The 15,461-nt window shown below is 47.9% G+C and carries 17 protein-coding genes; 5 read left to right on the top strand and 12 right to left on the bottom strand.

Annotation, left to right across the window (positions count from 1 at the left end):
* Positions 1–182 precede the first annotated feature (182 nt).
* The 3 genes from ACOTX7_RS22935 to ACOTX7_RS22925 all read left to right on the top strand — a co-directional run bounded on the left by ACOTX7_RS22935 (position 183) and on the right by ACOTX7_RS22925 (position 1,389).
* Positions 183–488: a hypothetical protein gene (locus ACOTX7_RS22935; RefSeq protein ID WP_223152485.1), complete on the top strand. Its 306-nt coding sequence runs from the start codon at positions 183–185 to the stop codon at positions 486–488.
* Positions 489–513: 25 nt separating this feature from the next.
* Positions 514–807, top strand: coding sequence for a hypothetical protein (locus ACOTX7_RS22930; protein ID WP_001100635.1), 294 nt, complete (start codon positions 514–516; stop codon positions 805–807).
* A 177-nt stretch (positions 808–984) separates the two neighbouring features.
* Positions 985–1,389: an H-NS family nucleoid-associated regulatory protein gene (locus ACOTX7_RS22925; protein ID WP_001287391.1), complete on the top strand. Its 405-nt coding sequence runs from the start codon at positions 985–987 to the stop codon at positions 1,387–1,389.
* 606 nt (positions 1,390–1,995) lie between these two features.
* On the opposite strand, the gene ACOTX7_RS22920 is transcribed toward ACOTX7_RS22925, so the two are convergent.
* The 12 genes from ACOTX7_RS22920 to ACOTX7_RS22865 all read right to left on the bottom strand — a co-directional run bounded on the left by ACOTX7_RS22920 (position 1,996) and on the right by ACOTX7_RS22865 (position 11,834).
* Complete coding sequence (locus ACOTX7_RS22920; protein ID WP_000784387.1) at positions 1,996–2,853, bottom strand: HNH endonuclease signature motif containing protein; 858 nt, start codon at positions 2,851–2,853, stop codon at positions 1,996–1,998.
* Between the two features lie 15 nt (positions 2,854–2,868).
* A complete protein-coding gene (locus tag ACOTX7_RS22915; protein WP_001224686.1) occupies positions 2,869–3,177 on the bottom strand; it encodes a hypothetical protein in 309 nt (102 codons plus the stop codon).
* Positions 3,178–3,725: 548 nt separating this feature from the next.
* Positions 3,726–4,151 (bottom strand): hypothetical protein, encoded by a 426-nt coding sequence (locus tag ACOTX7_RS22910; RefSeq protein ID WP_000278471.1) that lies wholly within the window; start codon positions 4,149–4,151, stop codon positions 3,726–3,728.
* Between the two features lie 252 nt (positions 4,152–4,403).
* Complete coding sequence (locus ACOTX7_RS22905) at positions 4,404–5,219, bottom strand: HNH endonuclease signature motif containing protein (RefSeq protein WP_001641519.1); 816 nt, start codon at positions 5,217–5,219, stop codon at positions 4,404–4,406.
* A gap of 12 nt (positions 5,220–5,231) precedes the next feature.
* On the bottom strand, positions 5,232–5,642 hold the full coding sequence (locus ACOTX7_RS22900; RefSeq protein WP_000985909.1) for a hypothetical protein: 411 nt from the start codon (positions 5,640–5,642) through the stop codon (positions 5,232–5,234).
* A 100-nt stretch (positions 5,643–5,742) separates the two neighbouring features.
* Positions 5,743–5,949: a hypothetical protein gene (locus tag ACOTX7_RS22895; RefSeq protein ID WP_000134171.1), complete on the bottom strand. Its 207-nt coding sequence runs from the start codon at positions 5,947–5,949 to the stop codon at positions 5,743–5,745.
* A gap of 60 nt (positions 5,950–6,009) precedes the next feature.
* Positions 6,010–7,335, bottom strand: a complete 1,326-nt coding sequence (locus tag ACOTX7_RS22890) for a type II toxin-antitoxin system HipA family toxin (RefSeq protein ID WP_000088044.1) — start codon at positions 7,333–7,335, stop codon at positions 6,010–6,012.
* A gap of 4 nt (positions 7,336–7,339) precedes the next feature.
* Positions 7,340–7,633 (bottom strand): helix-turn-helix transcriptional regulator, encoded by a 294-nt coding sequence (locus ACOTX7_RS22885; RefSeq protein ID WP_012477377.1) that lies wholly within the window; start codon positions 7,631–7,633, stop codon positions 7,340–7,342.
* A 400-nt stretch (positions 7,634–8,033) separates the two neighbouring features.
* Positions 8,034–9,422, bottom strand: coding sequence for a hypothetical protein (locus tag ACOTX7_RS22880; protein ID WP_000083579.1), 1,389 nt, complete (start codon positions 9,420–9,422; stop codon positions 8,034–8,036).
* 4 nt (positions 9,423–9,426) lie between these two features.
* Positions 9,427–9,924, bottom strand: a complete 498-nt coding sequence (locus ACOTX7_RS22875; protein WP_000340139.1) for a membrane protein — start codon at positions 9,922–9,924, stop codon at positions 9,427–9,429.
* A gap of 202 nt (positions 9,925–10,126) precedes the next feature.
* On the bottom strand, positions 10,127–10,783 hold the full coding sequence (locus ACOTX7_RS22870) for a trypsin-like serine protease (RefSeq protein ID WP_000462754.1): 657 nt from the start codon (positions 10,781–10,783) through the stop codon (positions 10,127–10,129).
* Between the two features lie 658 nt (positions 10,784–11,441).
* Positions 11,442–11,834 (bottom strand): hypothetical protein, encoded by a 393-nt coding sequence (locus ACOTX7_RS22865; protein ID WP_000341066.1) that lies wholly within the window; start codon positions 11,832–11,834, stop codon positions 11,442–11,444.
* Between the two features lie 920 nt (positions 11,835–12,754).
* Here ACOTX7_RS22865 and ACOTX7_RS22860 point away from each other — a divergent pair.
* The gene (locus tag ACOTX7_RS22860; protein ID WP_000211823.1) at positions 12,755–13,741 is read left to right on the top strand and encodes a hypothetical protein; all 987 of its coding nucleotides are present in this window, start codon (positions 12,755–12,757) and stop codon (positions 13,739–13,741) included.
* On the top strand, positions 13,738–15,461 hold a 1,724-nt coding region (locus ACOTX7_RS22855; protein WP_252476818.1), incomplete at its 3' end, for an ATP-dependent helicase. The genes ACOTX7_RS22860 and ACOTX7_RS22855, both read left to right, overlap by 4 nt.

Here is a 15,461-nt window from a genome sequence, read left to right as displayed (position 1 = left end):
CGTCAGAGGCAGAAAACGTTGCTTAACGTGAGTTTTCGTTCCACTGAGCGTCAGACCCCAAGAATGGAAGATCGAGCACCAGGTTGAAAAAACCAAATCCGGCAAAAATTTCATCCAAACTCGTATGATTAGACCTGACGGTAACTTTGTAGTGCCTGCATCCTCAGAACGAGGGATCTTTAGTGGCAAACATTACAGTCAAGCCAGCTAAGTCAAGTCTATCCGTTCAAACAGAAAAAGGTTTCTTAAAAATGACGTTATCCGCTGCATTGCAAGGCACTTTTAAAGAGATGAGGAAAGACAATACAGTAGGCATCACAGTTCAAACTTGTTCAGATATTTTTGACAGCAATGTTCCTCCGGCTTATGTTTTCTGGCTTTATCGTCTCAAAGCGGGAGAAACTTTGCCGCGCGGAAGGTTCTTCAGAAAAAGAAAGCCAATCATCAATGTTATGGCAGTTGTTCATGATGCTGCATTCGAAAAATAACTGCGCTATCAGGAAAGTTACTTTTATGAACGTAATTGCAGCTGGAATTTTTTGCTTTATTTTTTACCCTACAGCTTTCGCTTATGCTTGTTATAAAAAGAGATGGCTAGAGTGGATTTTTCTTACTTTAATTATAATTTTTGCTTCTGCCATTTCGATTCAACAATACAATGAAGCGAATTTTGTAAGTGAGTTAAATTACCCTATGTTTATCTCCGCCATATATGGCCTGTCACTGGCATGGTTTCCTTTTCCGATTGCTTATGTTGTTCTGCGCTTCCTTCTTGATGATTTACAGCATGAGTACCCTAAACAGTGAGCAGATTTTAAGACTCATGAACAACATCGAAAGCACGAAACAGTCTGCACAAGGAAGATAAGGAGTATTCTTAGCAAGATATCTTTGTACCTGAAGACATAAAGCTGGCATCTTTTTCCTTATAGAGTGTATTATGATTAAGTAAATCCTTATCAAAGAATTAGAAAGTGAGGTCGTATGTCTGAAGCACTCAAATCGTTAAACAATATTCGTACTCTTCGCGCCCAGGGCCGCGAGCTGCCTTTAGAAGTACTTGAGGAAATCCTCGAAAAGCTTAATGTCATTGTTGATGAGCGTCGTCAGGAAGAATCATCCAAAGCTGCCGAACTGCAAGCTCGTCAGGAGAAACTTGACGCCCTGCGTAAGTTAATGGAAGAAGATGGTATCAACCCGGAAGAGCTGCTTGGCTCATTCCAGGCCAAATCTACGGCTACCAAGAAAAGCCGTGAACCACGCCCGGCCAAATACTCATTTACTGATGAAAATGGCGAAACAAAAACGTGGACTGGACAGGGCCGTACCCCCAAAGCTCTGGCAGAACAAATTGCAGCCGGTAAAAGTCTTGATGATTTCCTGATCTAACTTTTGCCACCAGTTTTGATAGAGGCCACTTCGGTGGCCTTTTCTCATACGGAATCAATTTCAGGTACAGAACATATGAAAAATTCAGAACCTAAGAGCTGTGATCCCTATGTGGACAGTTTGATTAGAAATGCAGATGCAAAGGAAGCCAGGTCATTTCTCAAAATATTGAAGCCCTTACCATTCCTTATCGTTATCATCGCTGTATTCTTTTTTTGGGTATCGTTTTCCCGTTTATTATCCCAGGTCGCGTAAAACCTTTTTAAAGACTCTTCTTTACCAGATATGCTCCCTCACCGGGATGGTTTCAACCTCTTCAGTTTCCCATATTGGCAAAACCTTCAGGAAATAAGACGATACCCTCCACGCTTTCCATTAAAGCGGGATGACGACGCCCAGTTCTTACGACCAGACTCCACGTTTTCGATTAGGATGCCTTTGGGCCCTTCTAACGAGGCCACCTCAACAACTCGCACTTTCCGGATCAGTCTTGGATCCACTTCTTCCCAGATCTGGCCAACTGTAATATCTTTTTGGGTTTGCATTTAATCTCTCGCTGTCATTTAGTGAACAAGACTAATCCTCGCCGTGGTTCAGCTTATGGCTTTATTTACGCTGACGATCCTTAGCCTTAAATTTTTGCCATCGTATCCGAAGGTTTTCGATGTTAACCGGAACCTGCATGCGTGTCGTCTCTATCTCATTCCCATGCCATTTCAGGAGATCATCATCCAACTCCCGGGCCTCCCGGCTGAAGTAAATTTTCATAGTGTCAGGGTTTATGGCGCAATGGTCATTGTCGAACAGTGTATGGATATCACGGCGAAGTAAAATTCCGTTCGTTACGTCGGGAATGCCTTCTTCATGACGTGGCGTTAAGTGCGCGGCCTCAGTACGCCAGGGGGACCTTACGCCGGTGACAACACATCGCCCGTAGCAATTCAACCTAACATCCCGGGCGAAAGGACCTTGGTCAGGACTGGTGACAGAAGTACATTCCTGGCCCTCTTTGTAGATACGCTTCGGGAAGTCGATAGTGGTTTGAGCTGTTTGGGAAAGTGACACATACGTAACCCCTTTGTATCTCTTTATCCCACCATTAAAAGTGGTAGGAATCGAGCTGGTTATGGCCACCAGTTTCACATCGCCCATTTCGACGATCTTAAGGCTCTTATTAGCGGCTACATGTAACTGGATGAATTTACCTACGTACACATCATGGTTCTCATCTTGTCTTTCAACACACAGAACGACATGGTCGAAGGTTCTCTTGTCAGAGATTACCCAGTTGCCGGTTTTCACACGGCCTGCTTCACTCACCCCTGCGGTAAGATCGGGTATGAGCGTCCCCTGCATGCCGTCAGTTCGAATTGAAAGAATTTCACCCGATAAACCCAGCTCTGCAAGCTCACTAATAAACGGTCTTTTCATCCGGCTTACCGGTTTTGGCTTCGTCATTTTCATCTTTGCTGTAACACCTCAGTACCCCATTGCTCGTTCCTGGCGGGACAGCCGTTCATCAGCAGCCTGAAGACGCTCATCACGCCGCCGTGCTGCCAGAACCCGTCGTTCTGAAAAAGACATAGCCGCTACGTTTGGTACGCTGAGCTTACCGTCACCGGCACAAACGTCACAGCGAACATCAAATGCTCCGGCAAAATACTTTTCACGCATTTCTGGCTCCCACTCAGCCATTTCTGATTGGGTGAATCCATTTTCAAAGGCCGGGTTTTCCATGGTCCCGTGGCCTTCGCACTGGTGACAGATTATGTACTTAAATTTGCGCATGTAACGCTCCTGTATATGATGGATGAACCACTCTCGTTCAGGGTTATGGCGAAATGTTTATCGCCGCAGCGAGAGATTCAGTCTTGCTATCAATATTCCTGAAGGTTGTCCGCCTGATTTCAGGGAAAGCATTCATTCACTGGCCGGTTCTACCTTATTATTCATACAGATTAAAGTAGTTGTGCCTACTACTGCGGTCACCTTCCTTGACAAAGTAAGCAAAGTTTGAAAAATTTAACACCGACGAAAGGCCATACCTTCGTTAGTGTGCGAAAGCCGCTTGCGAGCGACGGAATAGGTGAAAGCTTTAGTCAGGGTTAATTACCCTGTCTGCGGTGATGGGATGGCTCAGGCGTATATCATCACTCCTTCCAAAGTCCGTACACACTCTTTCAGCCTTTGCAGAAATGCAGGGGCTGTTTCATATCAGACAAGCGCAATGAAATTTTCAAATGCTTTCCAGAAATTCAAAGGCCTTAAGCTTTATCTGTATCTTACGGTCCCCGCACGGAAAGTAACTTTCCTGAACAGGAACCGCCTTGCCAGCCTTAACTTTCTAAACGGTTAAAGTTACACCAGGCTGTAAATGGTGAAACAGTTTTTGAAGCCCATGAAACACCGCTGTCGGAAAGATAACTAGCCCCAAGACGTCTAACTTCTTTTTGATGTAGAGCTAATTCTTTCGGATCGGCAATATCTTCCACCACGCTCATCATGGCAATCTGAACTCCGGGAGATGCCATTTTATAAGCTGTCGAGCTTGCAACTGAATTTTTCAGGATTGCCAATCTTTCTTTTTCTGGTCGCCCGTTGTCAGACGTATTCGCGTACGTTGTACCCGCAACTAACAATGGAAGACTGGCGTTGGCACAGAACTGCATAACGCGTTTTTGCTGGAGCTGTAATTCAGTGGCTGCAAATGCTTTACTGCATCCGAGGATCCCGATAATCATCACTAATGCTGTTTTATACATAAAATTGAAACCGTCCTTATTGAACTTTAAATGTTGCGGTTAACACTGTGTGGAGATGTATGGACTGGATAATACCCACATGCCTGCGCCTGCCAGTATACCGGCTCAGGTATTAAACCTAAGAGATCTGGTGCACCGGATTTTACCTTTTCATTTCGGTTTTATCTTGAGCCTGGCTCTTGAGTTTAAATTTAAAGGTATGGCGCATGCAGGTTTCACTGACGGGTTTTCACACATCCCGGCTGTAACCCATCATTGTTCATGAGCCAGGCCCTGGTATCCTGCCCAGCGTACGGCCAGCCGCTCTAAGTCCAGATCGTACACCAGCGGTGTGATTTTACGGCCTTCAAACAGCTCGCCCAGCTCAATGCCTGGCTTAAAATGAACGGTCAGGGTGGCCGGATCTATGCCCATAAGATCGGCATCAAACAGAGCATGCATTGTTGGAGTCATCAGGATGCCATTAGACGGATTGTACCGGGTTCCATGTTCAATGTGTGCCGCATCCAGGACACCGCCATTAACCCAACCGGTTACCGCACAACGGCCCGCGAAATTCTCGATGAGCAGAGCTTTAAATTTACCCTGTGCCACGCCACTACGTTGCGTCACTACGCGCTCGCAGTGCTCACCCTGGATATCTACGTCAGGTTTCCGCTTTGGTTCGCTGGTGGCCGTCTCAGCTTGTTTTAGGGTGGAACGTGGATAGGCCAGGTTATATGCTGCGCCTGTGGTCATTTGCTCGATGACCGCAGGTGCATAACCTTCTGCTTCCAGCTTACGATATGCAGCCCGGTAGTCTCTTTGGGTTTTCAGCGGGTATATCTTTCCGCCTTTACCATCGAAAGCGATAAACCAGAAATCGTCCGTGCCAGTTTCCAGATTTCTGCAACGTTTCAGATGCCATCCGCCTTCTCTCGCCCAGATGGTACGGTTATTTCTGGCATTCGTTTTGTCATAACCGTTCTCGTCAAGCCAGCTATCAAAGCTGGTCAGCCCCAGATCCTGAACCTCCAGAGAAGGCACTCGAATGACCTGCAAGGTATGGCGGGGTCTTGGCTCTCTCATCTTGATCTCTTCCTAGCGCTGGTCTGGGAAATACGGATATTGCGGGCCATATTCATAGTCATGCGGGCCTGGCTCAACTTCCCAGAATGGACGGCCGCTAATTGTCTTTGGACCGCGCTCGTTTACGATGTCTTCTACATCCTGAATATTAAATGGCATCGTTGCCAGTAACAGCTGATCTTCGGGTGTCAGCGTCACAGTTGCACCGTCGATACGGCTGTAAAGGTCGGCAAACTGTTTACCTGCACCGTGCAACCGGTGCTCCGCTACACTTCTGATTGCGTGTAAGTCCAGCTCCGCCGCTTCCATGCGATCCACGTATAGTTTCATTTCTTTACGCAAAGCGCTCAGCTCACGGGCTTTAATAAACCCGCAGGCGTACCCACCCAGGGCGATAACTGCAATGATTGCTAAAATTGCCATTTTTTTCTCTCACGTGATTGCGGCCGTTACTCTAGTCTTAATGTGAAGTCTGGGAATTCGCTGGATGTTAAGTACGTTTTCATCCCCAGACTGACAGATGCTAAGGCGCGATCCCAACACTCCATTTGTAAGTATCAGGCCCATCTTCTCCGCTGGTGGCATCTGCTACAATCTGTGCATAACGTTCTCCAGCAAGTTCTCTTACCATCTGATCCACGACCCATTGCAGATGATGCATTTCATCGGTTCCGCCGTAACGACAAGCCAACTCAATAGCCCGCTCTATTCTTTTTTGTTCTTCAGTCATACTGAATCCTCACGCTTACATCAGCTATTCTGAAAACATGCACACTATAAATTGCGGCTGTCATTTCTCAGCCAGGCGCCTGCATTGCTGCCTCATTCCATCAAAAATACTTTCCGCAAGCTGCTGGGGGAACTGGTCCGGAAGAAGCCCGCTAACACGTTCAATGACACCCGGGGTTCTGGCGATGATTTCCTCTATCATCGCCTCTGTCTGCTGTTTACTCAGGCCGGTTATCTCACCATGCCTGATCCAGTGGCGTCGTTGTATTCGATATATCTGGTAATAGTTGCTACTGCCACGTACGGCCATCGCCAGTTTGCACTTCTGCCAGGATATCTGATTGTTCCCATGACCGATCACCGGCCATGCCGACAACACATCATAGAGTGGTGTAAGGTGATAACGTCCCTGTGGCCCAATAGAAATACTGAAATTTTTAGCGTGGCCATCTGTTGCGGCCATCATCCAGAAAACTATCTGCGTCATAAAAAACTGCGCTTTGTCACGCTCAGCACGGTCTGAATTACTCAGAACTTCCATAATTTCCGATATACCTGGCCCGCCGTCCGCCTGATATTTTCGTAATGGCGAAATGCCCAGGGCCTGACACATATCCTCCTGGGGTAAACGAATGATCCATTGTCCGTTTCCTGACCATTTTCGGTCAAAACGTTCTACCACCAGCGCTTTCTGATCTTCAAAGTGAGCAATCTGCGTTCTTGCCACGGGGAGCCCGTACTGTTCGAGAAGTACCGAGCAGAGCCATTCATTTTCAACCGACGAGCGCATGTCGGCTTTCATGTTCCCCACAAGTCCGAGCGGTAGCTTGAATATATGCGTCGTTGGTGTATTACCCTCCGGCATACACCACCGATCTTCATGCCACAGTAGGGCTGTTTTCTCCTGAGCACCGGCAATAGATAAACGTAAGTCGTCGTTATCTTCTGGCCTGCCCGGTAGCAATGTCTCCGTGGTATTACGCAAAGTTGCCGCAATTTCTGATTCAGTAAGCGGGTGATACTTCACGGAATATAAATCTGTGGGTTCATCTCCGTCATGAAGCAGCTGTATCGCGCCCACGCAGTCTTTTCCCAGCTCCGTCAGAAGATCAAAAGGCTCCAGGCTATCGGCCTTGTAACGCATTGCCAGACGTCTGCGTATGCCTTCGCTGTCCGGGAGTAAATTATCAAAATAGTCACGTACCACATTTCCACGCCAGACCTGGTTCCCGGGAGTAAAAGGAAGGGACAATGACAGCGGCCTTCCCTGTTCGTCTGCACTCCAGTCAGGAAGGTATTGTAAGCTGTCTACCCCTTTACTTTTTTCCCAGTATCCGACTTTGATTCCGTTCATCCAGATTGCCAGACGCTGCTGTTTCCGGCTCATATCGTTACCATTTCTCCTGTCGTGCAGGTGAGTTTGATTTAAGCATTTCTTCCGTCTGCTTCCCCTCTGAAGAGGCGGTTGTCGAGGAGAAGCTGATTTTTACGCCCAGGATAGAAAACACCTTGAATAGCCGTTCAATGCTCGCACTGGCAGGGTTGGCTTCCAGACGTGAGTATGTCTGTTGAGTGACCCCTAACCTTTCGGACAGGTCTTTTTGCGTCAGGCCATTCGCCTTGCGAAAACCAATGAGCAAGGGACGCAACTGGTTGAGCGTGTTTAACGGGTAATCATTATTGATCATAAGCTGGCCTCAGTAGTTCCTCTGATACACCTTGTACGCTGTTTTCTAAACATACACCCTAAAAGCTGTAATATCAAATTAACAGCCTAAAAGCTGTTAAATAGAGAGTACAACCTTTAGGCTGTTACTAAGTGGCAGCATAAATCTTTATGAGGTTTGATATGAGAGAACTATCAATAATAAGCCGTTACGCTCGTACAGCATCCGGTAAGAGAGCTGACAGATCAGGATCATCGGTAAACGAGAAGCGGAGTATCTTATGGCCCTGTTGTGAGCTGTATAAATAACTACGAGCTACTCTCTGCCTCGGGGAGGAGGCAGAGAGAGTATTAAAAGCAAAGGCAGACATTTTTAGCAGCTGGTGGGCTATGGGGTTCCGGAGGTGCTCCGGTGAATGTTACTTGACTGGCAAGTTTCCTGCTCTGATGGTCAATGCCTCGATGCTGTCTATATTGTTCTGAAGCCGTTCCAGTTCTGCCTTTTCAATACCGGCCCAAAGCTTTAAGTGTCGCTGATAAAGGGACCACTTGAGTGAGTGAAAACCATTCCAGGCCAACCCCATCCAGGAGGCGTAATTCGCATTGAGAATATTGCCGGTGATATACATTTTACCTGCGTTAACAGCACTGGAAGTTCCATAACCCAGGGCAAGCATCATCCGGAAGCGTGGATTTAGCCGCAACGGCATGGTATCCAGTAAGGTCTCCCCAAAAGCTCCTTTTCCCAGCGATACCTGTTTCGCCACATAGAAAACCCGCATCAAAACTTCCATTATGCTCATCGGAATACTTGTCACGATAAACTGACGAAAGTCATACCCGTTGACATACATGTACTCTATTTGTTTGCCGAAGTTAGAACTCCCCACAGGGATCCCCTCAAGCATACGAAGTAGCCCCATAAAAGGAGCCGGTAACCCCATGCCACGGTTTCCTTTTGCTGAGGGGGCATTAACATCCGATGCCAGGTGTCCAAACATTCTGGCGATGAGCCTGAAAATATTGGTTTCGTCTGTAACGCCTTTACTGGAAGGATAAACCACGATCTGTCCATTCTGAACCACCGTACAGGTCCCGTTCAGCATATCCTTTATACCGAAAATAATGCCCAGTACGGGATCGTGTGACAAAGCTCTTAAGCGGTGATTTGTGGGAGACAAAACGCCACCGGCCGCACCCACTAAATCGCTGCTGATCGAACTGTCTGGTGCCCCTATAGGGAACAAATCTGAGAGTTTTGTACTCAGGTCCTCCGGCAAAATGGCATTGAAGGCTTTCTGCACCTGTTTATTGAAAATACCATCCACTTCTGCCGTAAAGCTCACCGTAGGTTTTGGCGGGGCTCTGACGCAAAGTAAATCCAGCATGGATGCTATGAGCCCGCATCCGCAGGCAATAGCATAATCCCAGGCGTCGAGTGCGTAGCGATCATTAAATTCTTTAATATGATTCTGGATCCGGGCATCTACAACAGCCAAGTCATCCGTGGAGAGTATTGTGGCCAGTCCAATATCACCGCATACACGCTGGTTAGCCTCGCTATATATAGTCTTGAGACCAGTAGAATGCATGGCAGTATCTGAAGGGGTCATTTCTCGCAGATGATGTTCTTTAAGCGCCAGATGCTCCGCTTCATCAAGTTCAGTGCCGCTGATTAGCCCGGTCAACTGTGCCTTAAGGCTCTCTATATCACTGTTAATTGTCTCGTGAGCGTTCGCGATATCCTGACCACGGAGCTGAATATAACGGATGGCCCTGAACTCATCATCATAAGGAGACTGACTCATGTGTTTACCTCACCGCGACCAGGCTACCTTTTGGAGCTTTCTTAGTAAGCATGTCGATTGTTGCCTTGATGCCAGCAATTTCTGCCTTAAAATATTCCGCATTCGACATCAACCTTTCCTGAACTTCGTAGAGCTTTTGGATGGCCTGACTAAGGGCGGCTGTCAGTTTCGCATTTTTTTTGTGTTTCACTATCGCGTACCCGCCAATCCCTAACACAGCTACAGGTGCGGCCAATACCGCAATGCCTGCAACCATACCGCCACCGACGATAGACCCTGCTGTAGCGAGCCCGGAGGTTATGCCTGCTGCTGACACTCCCGTTGTACCAAGCGTATAGAGAGCACCGAAGGAAGCCGCTGCGCCTACGCCTGACCCCGCCAAAGCTGCTGCGCCCTCAGTAATACCCGGGAACTTATTTTCAAGCGCCTGAAGAGCACTTGTAACTTCATCCATTGCCTTCTTGCGAATTTTTTCGAGCTCTTCAGTTTCGGTAGCGTCCATTACAGGCCTCGTATTCATAACTTGCTGTGTGATAGGTGAAAAAGAGCACCATAAAAGTGATGAAGAAATCATGACTTACTATTGTGGCACTTTCGAGTTCATGTTTGTCAGTTTCAATGCTGTTGCTGTTAGTAAGGGCAGACGCCATATCGGGCAGACCCAAAATAACTATCGTGCCAGCGTCATTTTGGAACTGACTTTGCTAAAAATCAGTAGCGGACTGAACAGACATGTGTGGATTTGAATCTGGGCAGGTTCCAGACATTATTCCAACCAGACTTCCAATGACAAAATGCTCGTCATTCTCGGAGACGACATAGGGTCCACCAGAGCAACCATCGGTGTTGAAATGTGCTATTACAAAGCGAGTTGTGAGATGTTGGGGAGAATGATTTGAGCAATTTAAAGGCCAAATGCCTGAAACTTCACCAGGGAATGTCGAAATTGTTGTCTCATTCATTGGATATCCGACACCCAATGTACCCATGCCAGCTGCGGGAGCCAGGACCTTAAAGTAACTACTTACAGGCTGTTGTATTCCAGCTGGTAATACGATTTCTGCACTGTCAACAAACGGAATGCCGTCTTTAAAGTCTGCCCTGTCATTAGCCTCATTGAGAATGAAATCGACTAGAACAGGCTCTTCGTTCACCAGTCCTTGATGGTTAAGAAATTTGACGTAAAGTTTAAGTGTATTGCTGACGGGATAAATTTTTCCAAGAGCATTGGTAACAACATGGGCTGCGGTGAGAATCTTTTGCTGCTGACCATTATCGAAACCAAACGCAGTTGCTTCGAGATGGCTACTAAAATGAGGATCATTGCTTACATAGATTTTACAAACGTAGTTTTCAAACATTATTTCCTCCTTTTGCCGGTACCTAATCAGTTACACGGCTGCATGTTATAAACAACTAAACTCGCTTCCTGATATTTGAGTTTGTATGTTTTGCCAGGCACCAGCTCACCTCTGAAACACGGTTAGTCTCCTCCATGACATGGTTATGGCGATGGTCAGAAACTGTTATCGACGAAAGGCTGGAATTCCTTTAATGGCATTATCCATTTCAAGTCGTATGTCCTGAACGGGAGCGTATATTTTTATGATTCCAGATCTTAACCCTGAAACATTCCCCGTATCAAAACTGACCCGTTACAGATAAGTCACCACCGGTGCTGTCGATTAATTTAGTGAATTGCATGTCCTCATCCCATAAAGGGTAGGGCCTACCCCCGGCATCGAGCAAACCTGACCACCCTGCCCTTATTAAGACCCCACATGCGGCAATGGTGCCCTGTCCACGCCGCCCGCGAACTTTGAGGAAATGGGGAGAAAATAAAAAGAAAACAAAAAGTTATCGGCTGAAGTACCGGCGCAGATCGGGAATCAGGCGAAGCCTGACAGCACGTTAGGGCCTGGCAGGGGGCTTGAGGGATGAGGACATGCAATTGTGATAACCTTCCCGCCACGGGGTCGGTTAAATTCGTATCCTGCCGGTGCAATTCCAACGGCCGCGTTACCAGTTCGCCGGGTAGCATGGCCAGCAAAGCCAGGCATCGAGCACCCGGGTTTCACTGACGGCCGCTGCATAGACGCCGGTATCCGGGAAGAAATAAACCGGGGTGGCGTTGTTCAGCTGGTCGCCTTCATCGGCCAGAGCGCCGATCACCTCATGAGGCTTAAGCAGCATATCCGTTAAATATTCATCCGGGTGGATGGCATTCAGCGATATGGCCATCTCCAGAAATTCATCCAGGGTATGGCGGGTACGATACCCCCGGAAAACCTCGTATGAAGGCGTGACGCATTCACCATCCAGGGAACAGGCATCGTAACCGGCCAGCTGCTCTTCGGTGAGTCCGGAGGCATGCTTTGCCACAAGATTCGTAAATTGCTCTTTATCGTCCATCACAATCCTTACGCTGTAGGGGCCTGTTTGTGTTATCACTGCTTCCGGTTTTTACTTCGCACAACCCGGCAGGTATCCGGTCGCCCGGGCGTCCTTTGCGGTCTTGTTCGCCCTTCGCCTGAATTACGTCAAATCCCTTTCACTACCCGGCCGCAGGGTGACACCTCCCCTTTTCTCCGGAAGCGAAAGAGGAAGAACAGTTTAACAGCCCGGATCCTCAATAATTTTCGCGTAACGGACTAAATAACCGGTTTATGCAGCTTCTGATAACCACAGACCGCGATAGAATAAAACGTCTGGTGAGGAACCGGAGTGTTATGTAAGCGGGGGGTTTAACTGGGTATCTGTGTAGTCCTATTTAGCCAGATATCCCGAATAAAAACCTCAACGATTAGGTAAACGAAATGGATGGATTCTGGTCGATGTTCTGTTTGTTTGTCGTGGTAGTTTCACTGCATAAAGCCCTTTCTGTAGCAGCAGCACGAGCAGACGCAGCAAAATTAAATATGCTTCTCAGAATGAGAAAGTTTAAAAAGTAGCTTTCAAGACATCTGAGAATTCTTTTAAATCCTCAGAGGAAGTTATATGTTTAGGCTATTTGCAAACTAAGGTTGGAATTCCATCATTCTAGCCTTAGATCTTTGATCAAGTGAAGTTGCTCACTTGGTTGGATTTTACCGTTTCCTGACGGCTTTTCAGAAGCGAGGGCTGGTTGGAATGCCTTCCAGCTAGAAGTCTTGCAGATGCTCTCCGGGCATTAACTCATTGTCGAATCTGCACCAGTATCACTAGGTTGTTGAGCGGGCGATTAGCTTTTTCACTGAGCCGCTGTACACTCGACTGCTTCAAGAAGCACTACTTACCATTTGCCTGCCGTAAGGTCTGTTCTTAGCTGGATTTTTTTGGGAGGATACGCAGTCATGACAACTCAATCCAGCTCAATACAATACGCTTACGCGCTAGACGGCGAGGGCACCCTCACGCACATTGGCGCTGCCCTGCGCTCACATACTTACACCTGCCCAGGTTGTAAGAGCCCCCTGACCCCGGTAATGGGCGAGTTCAACGCTAAGCACTTTCGCCATTCGGAAGAATGCTGTGCCCTTGAAACCTATCTTCACAAGTGCGGCAAAGAAGCATTCTTCTATCGCTACCAACAAGCTCTCAGCCGTGAAATGCCTATTAGCCTTGAGCTGGAGCGCCGGGTTGCCTGTAATGGTTCTCGTTTAGCCTTGGTTAGAGACGAAGCACGTCAGTGCGTAAAATCCGTGCCTGCACGCTACAACTTGACTCAATTTTTCGATCAGGCAGAGCTGGAAAAACACGATAAGGTCACAGGGCTGCGACCAGACGTGATGTTGTATGATACGACTGGCGAAAGGCGTTGCTACGTAGAGATTTGTGTCACACACCCCTGCTCTCAAGACAAGATCGAAGCCGGTATCCCGATTCTTGAGTTTAAGGTCCAATCTGCCTCTGATATTCAGATGTTGCTTACCGGGGCCTACTCGATCAAGGAGAAGATCCTGAGAGTATTCAACTGGCTTCCCCCGTTTCAATCTGTGGACACCTGTAGCGGCGTCTGCTCAGTAGGTAACGTGGATATGTCTGTCTGGAGTTTAAGTGGTTCCGGCCGACTCAACGAACAAACGATGCCGCTCGCTGAAGTGGATTTAACAATCAATTCTGACGTGAACACATGGCCTAGATCGTTAGGGGCCGCTGAGCTGGCTGATAACTTACGAGCTTTTATCCGTCACGCCGATCCTCATTCACTATTTCCCAACTGCATTATGTGCGAGCAAGCAGGCCGATGGGAGGATGGCTATCTGCAATGTCACAGTAAGGCAAAGATCGTTCCCTACACCGAGGCCCGTCAGTGCGCCAATTACAAGGTTAAGGCATGACCAAAAGACTGACTTGGGAGCAGAAAAGTATTGTCAGCCATGACACCGGACATGCGTTGGTAAAAGCCGTACCTGGTAGCGGGAAAACAACCACACTTGTAAAGCGCGTTGAGCGGCTGGTCAAGACGGGAACTGATCCTCGCTCCATTCTGATCCTGATGTACAACAAGTCGGCGCAGGTGAGCTTCACGGAGAACTTGAAGACGGCACTGATGTCGAGCGTGATTCCAGAAATCCGCACGTTCCACAGCTTGGCCTTAAAGATTGTTGGTTACGGAGAACGCCAACAGATAATCAAGAAGAAAGACCTCATTACTCCAAGCGACTACCGCTATGAGCAACTGGTAAAGCAAGCCTACCGCTATGGCTTTGACCATGAGGCGAATTATATTGACCCCAATGAAATTGAAAACTTCGAGCTGTTTATTGCTCGCTGCCGGGCGGCGGCCGTAACTCCTGTTGATGCTGCCAATGATCCAACGTTCAGCAACATCAAACGGGAGTTTATTCACGCCTATGGCCGCTATTGTGAGCTGCTGGAGGAAAACAGTCTGCGAACCTTTGATGACTGTTTGATTGAGGCTGTCGCACTGTTGCGTAATGACAGCAGCCTTGGTGCCCACTTCAAGCACATCATTGTTGATGAATATCAGGACGTTAACCTGATACAGCATGACATGACCCGCTTGCTATCTAAGTCGGATACGTCGGTTATGGCTGTTGGTGATGTTAACCAGTGTATTTATGAGTGGCGTGGTGCTCGACCAGACTTTATCGGCGGACTGTTTGAAAGGCACTACCCGAATACGAAGGTGTTTCAACTGTCATGCACGTTCAGATTTGGCCATGAGCTTTCCTTGATGGCTAACTCGGTAATTCGGCGCAACTCTACAAAGCTGACCAAGCTTTGTGTCAGTCATCCTAGCACCCCCAAAACAGAGGTCAGATTGCACTTTGATAACTGCCTATCCAAGGTGCTATCAAACCTCTCGGTGAGCAGTGGAACACAAGCCATATTGTCCCGCACTAAGGCGAACCTTGCTGAGGCGGAAATTGCTTTACGCCTGTGTGGGCTACCTTATCGCTACCTCAATGGTTCAAGCGCATTACACACCCGCACCGAAATCGGGATACTGGTAGTTGGCGTCTTGCTGTCTGTGTACGGCGATCTGCGGCTACTGGAAAACCATCCCAACAAACAAGCGATTGTTTACGGCTTTCTGAAGGAGGCTGGTTTTAGATGGCAGAAAGGGCAATTCAAAGCGGCGCTCAGTGGATTGATGGCTCCGCACGCCGACCTATGGTCTGCTCTAGGTCAGTTATTCGAGGGCGCACAATACCAAAAAGATCGGCTGGGCAGGCTCGCCACTATCTGCCAGAAAGACGGAGAGGAAACGCCTGCTATCGATGTGTTACGACGCCTGAGTATGGAGGGTTTCATTGATAGTGTTGGCTCTGAGGGTGTAACTCGCACTGGATCGAACGACCAGCAACGAGGGGTCGTGAGGATCGGGGAGCTACTTGACTCCAGTAAGATCGATTCCCGCACGTTTTTAAACCTTATCTTGAATCCAGGCGAGGCTGCTACTGACTGCGATCCCTTCATCCTTTCCACACTGCATGGTTCCAAGGGGCTGGAGTGGGATAACGTAATACTGATCGGGGTCGTCTCAGAAAACGGAATCTATGGTCACTCCCGTTTTTGCAACACCGATTTTGA

It is taken from the genome of Enterobacter cloacae complex sp. IR5418, assembly GCF_049238105.1.
Lineage (GTDB): Bacteria > Pseudomonadota > Gammaproteobacteria > Enterobacterales > Enterobacteriaceae > Enterobacter > Enterobacter hormaechei.
This window is presented reverse-complemented; position numbering and strand designations above follow the sequence as displayed.

Excerpts from the sequence above, each read along its gene's own strand:
- ACOTX7_RS22905 (WP_001641519.1), bottom strand. The coding sequence starts at position 5,219 with ATGAGAGAGCCAAGACCCCGCCATACCTTGCAGGTCATTCGAGTGCCT.
- ACOTX7_RS22895 (WP_000134171.1), bottom strand. The coding sequence starts at position 5,949 with ATGACTGAAGAACAAAAAAGAATAGAGCGGGCTATTGAGTTGGCTTGT.
- ACOTX7_RS22860 (WP_000211823.1), top strand. The coding sequence starts at position 12,755 with ATGACAACTCAATCCAGCTCAATACAATACGCTTACGCGCTAGACGGC.
- ACOTX7_RS22910 (WP_000278471.1), bottom strand. The coding sequence starts at position 4,151 with ATGTATAAAACAGCATTAGTGATGATTATCGGGATCCTCGGATGCAGT.
- ACOTX7_RS22865 (WP_000341066.1), bottom strand. The coding sequence starts at position 11,834 with ATGGACGATAAAGAGCAATTTACGAATCTTGTGGCAAAGCATGCCTCC.
- ACOTX7_RS22880 (WP_000083579.1), bottom strand. The coding sequence starts at position 9,422 with ATGAGTCAGTCTCCTTATGATGATGAGTTCAGGGCCATCCGTTATATT.
- ACOTX7_RS22920 (WP_000784387.1), bottom strand. The coding sequence starts at position 2,853 with ATGAAAATGACGAAGCCAAAACCGGTAAGCCGGATGAAAAGACCGTTT.
- ACOTX7_RS22890 (WP_000088044.1), bottom strand. The coding sequence starts at position 7,335 with ATGAGCCGGAAACAGCAGCGTCTGGCAATCTGGATGAACGGAATCAAA.
- ACOTX7_RS22915 (WP_001224686.1), bottom strand. The coding sequence starts at position 3,177 with ATGCGCAAATTTAAGTACATAATCTGTCACCAGTGCGAAGGCCACGGG.
- ACOTX7_RS22875 (WP_000340139.1), bottom strand. The coding sequence starts at position 9,924 with ATGGACGCTACCGAAACTGAAGAGCTCGAAAAAATTCGCAAGAAGGCA.
- ACOTX7_RS22900 (WP_000985909.1), bottom strand. The coding sequence starts at position 5,642 with ATGGCAATTTTAGCAATCATTGCAGTTATCGCCCTGGGTGGGTACGCC.
- ACOTX7_RS22930 (WP_001100635.1), top strand. The coding sequence starts at position 514 with ATGAACGTAATTGCAGCTGGAATTTTTTGCTTTATTTTTTACCCTACA.
- ACOTX7_RS22925 (WP_001287391.1), top strand. The coding sequence starts at position 985 with ATGTCTGAAGCACTCAAATCGTTAAACAATATTCGTACTCTTCGCGCC.
- ACOTX7_RS22870 (WP_000462754.1), bottom strand. The coding sequence starts at position 10,783 with ATGTTTGAAAACTACGTTTGTAAAATCTATGTAAGCAATGATCCTCAT.